Here is a 3,340-nt window from a genome sequence, read left to right as displayed (position 1 = left end):
CAAATCTTTTTCGATATTATCGTAAACAATCTTTATTTCATCACGGTAAACATATCGATTGATTTGATAATTAGATGTAATGATATAGGGTATTTTACCATATACATTCATCAAATTAAAATGCGTAAATGCTCTAATAAACAACACTTCTGCTATCAATTTATTTTTTAACTCAAGGGATAAATTCGTTGAATTATTTAATGCCTCTATAGCTAAATTTGTTTCATAAATAATTCTATAATTATTTGCCCATATAGACGTTACAAGTGTATTAGAAGGCAATAATTGATGGGAATGAAACATTGAAAGGTTATTGCTCGTAGAACCATAAAAATCAAGTTCATCTGCATACAAACTAAATAATACGCTTGATCCATTTGTACTTCCCGACAACAAACCATCATTTTTCATGTCTTTGTAAATACTCGCAACTGCTGCATTAGCAGTTTGCTCGTTGTTGTAAACCTTTTCAATTTTTATTTCTCCCTTAGGATCATCAGTTTCAATCCAATCATTACAAGCAGCCAATGTGAATATGGCATTCAATAGGATGAATCTATTCATCACATATATTGTTCTATTATTTTTCATGGTTTCAATTTTTTAAAATGAGATAGTTGTTCCAAATGCGATACGTTTTAATGGAGGTAAAAAATCTTCAATTTGTTCGGGATCGCCTCCTTTATAATTCGTAAGCGTTAGCAGATTAAAACCTTGTGCATATAAAGCGACTTTATAATTTTTCTTAAGAGGAACATTGTAGTTTATCGAGAGTGATTTTAACCTCACAAAAGAAGCATCACTTACAACTCCAGTACTTGTATAAAAATAATTTTGAGCAACAACAGCATTTGTATTAGAGCCTGTTGTATAAATTTGCGTACGTCCTTCATCTAGAACCGATGTAGGTTGATTAAAGAATGTACCTGCTGCATTTAACGTATGCAGTTCGTTGTAGGCTTTCTTTTTCGAGAATTGAAAAAGTACCTCAAGATTCCAATTGTTATAACGAATGGTATTTCCTAAACTTCCGTACCATTTGGGATTGAAATCCGTATATATTCTACGATCATCGGCACTACTTATTTTTCCATCATTGTTATAATCCTCGAACATATAAGTTCCATTTACAGGGTTTATCCCTATATAATTGTATAGCTTTGTGATATTTATAGATTGCCCAATAACATATTGATTGCTATAACTGGATTGAGCTAGATTTTCGAACGCTTTTAATTTATTCTTTGGAAATGTAATTAAAAAGGATGTTTCCCATTGCCATTTATCTTTCTTAATATTGGTTGAATGGATCGCAATTTCTAATCCTTTATTAACCACTACTGCATCCAAATTTGCTTGAATTGTTTTAAACCCTGTTGTAGCAGGTAACGAATAGCCTATTAGCTGATTATTGGATTGATTGTGGTAATAGTTTACTTCAAGATTTAATCTATTTTTCAGAAAAGCCAATTCTATTGCTCCTTCTATCTTTCGATTTTTTTCCCATGAAAAATTCGGATTATGTAAACGAGAAGGTGTTAAATAAGTTGTTCCATCATAACCATCTTGTTTTATAGAATATGTACTCAAATACTGATAATCCCCTATTTGATCGTTTCCAGTAATTCCATAACTCCCTCTCAATTTTCCGAAACTCAACCACGATTGATCACTCAAAAAATGTTCTTTCGAAAAAATCCAAGCAGCGCCTATTGCACCAAAATTCGCTAGTTTATTGGCTTCTCCAAATCGACTTGATCCATCTCTTCTTGCTGTAAGATTAAGAATATATTTTTGATACAAACTGTAATTAAATCGTCCATAGATCGCATTGTATTTATACTGTGAAGAAATATCTTGCAGAAATTGAAATGTTTTTGCTGCGCTCCTCACATTCATTAGTGCATTATCTGCGAAGCCAACTCCTCTTGTAACCAACTGATTTTGTTCGTTCATCATAAAAGTTGCTCCTACATTCAAGGTAATTTCACTATTTGTCCAACTAAGATGATAATCCAATTGCGGTTCTATTGACCATACTTCTTTTTCATTCTCATTCATTATGACACTACTATCAGCACTTGTATTACCATACACAGGATTTCTTACTGTATGTGGATTGAAACTTTTATCTTTTAAAATTGAATGATTGTAACCTAAATTCGTTTTAAATGTTAATTGATCCGTTAAAGCATAGCTCATATTAAAGCTGGTATTCAACACATTTTCATGACTACGATAGGTACTATAAGTAGATGCTATAGGGTTTGTCCATGTATTATTTTCCCAATTTAGATTTCCATTTTCATCGAATAAAGCGGGTGCATTGGGAGCTAATTTTTTAGCTGTACGCGCTAAGTTTTCTATTGGTAATACATTGTTATCATCTCCATAAATTAGGACAGTACCTACTTTAAATCTATTGTTTTTAGAAGAATGATTAAGATTGACAAAGGCGTTCAGTTTTTTATAGCTATAATCCCCATATAAAACAGAAGTTTCTTTCATAAAATTGGTGCCAATCATAAAACTTGTTTGCTCATCACCACCCATAATATTTAGTCTTGTATTATTGGTTGTACCAGTATTCCCTATTAGTACTTTTTGCCAATCGGTGTATCGCGTTTGATCCCATGCTCCATTAATATCATACGCATTTGTTGGGTAGTTTGTAATCCCATCATTTGCAAATGCTTTCTTTCGCATCATGAGGTATTGTTCTGTATTTAGAAGATTTACTTTTTTTGTAATGGAATTGACACTAATTGAAGAATCTATATTAAATGTAGTTTTTCTCTTTTGTCCCTTTTTAGTCGTTATCAAAATCACCCCATTTGCACCACGCGAACCATAAATAGCAGTAGCATCCGCGTCTTTTAAAACTTCAATCTTCTCTATTGATTTTGGATCGATAGAATTTAACGGATTAATGTTTGAATTGGGCATTACGGTATTGGAGATACTGGTGTAAGACATAGAATTCATATCAAACGGAACCCCATCTATTATAAACAATGGATCATTCCCCGCACTTATACTATTCTGTCCTCTTAACCGAATGGTATAACCACCACCTGCTGTTCCTGTAGTTGGCGTAATTTCTAAACCTGCAACTCTACCCTGCAAGGCATCTAACACATTATTCACAGGCTGATTCTCAATTTCTTTAGCCGTTACACGTGCAATTGACCCCGTTCGTTCTTTGTCTTTTACGGAGTAGTATCCTGCATTGATCACCACATCTTTCAGCTGAATCCCGTTGTCTTCTTTTGTGAAACGTACATTGATCACACTTCTATTCAACACTGCTTCTTCTCGAATAGGGAAATCCAATTGCTCA

General features: G+C 33.2%; 2 protein-coding genes. Both read right to left on the bottom strand.

Features of this window, described 5'->3' with window-relative positions; all coding sequences use genetic code 11:
* Positions 1-591, bottom strand: a 591-nt coding sequence (locus tag B4H69_RS15395; RefSeq protein WP_291094801.1) for a RagB/SusD family nutrient uptake outer membrane protein, incomplete at its 3' end; no start/stop codon positions are given.
* Between the two features lie 12 nt (positions 592-603).
* On the bottom strand, positions 604-3,340 hold a 2,737-nt coding region (locus tag B4H69_RS15390), incomplete at its 5' end, for a SusC/RagA family TonB-linked outer membrane protein (protein WP_291094799.1).

The sequence above is a fragment of the Empedobacter sp. UBA6745 genome, assembly GCF_002453775.1.
In the GTDB taxonomy this organism is placed as follows: Bacteria; Bacteroidota; Bacteroidia; order Flavobacteriales; family Weeksellaceae; genus Empedobacter; species Empedobacter falsenii_C.
This window is presented reverse-complemented; position numbering and strand designations above follow the sequence as displayed.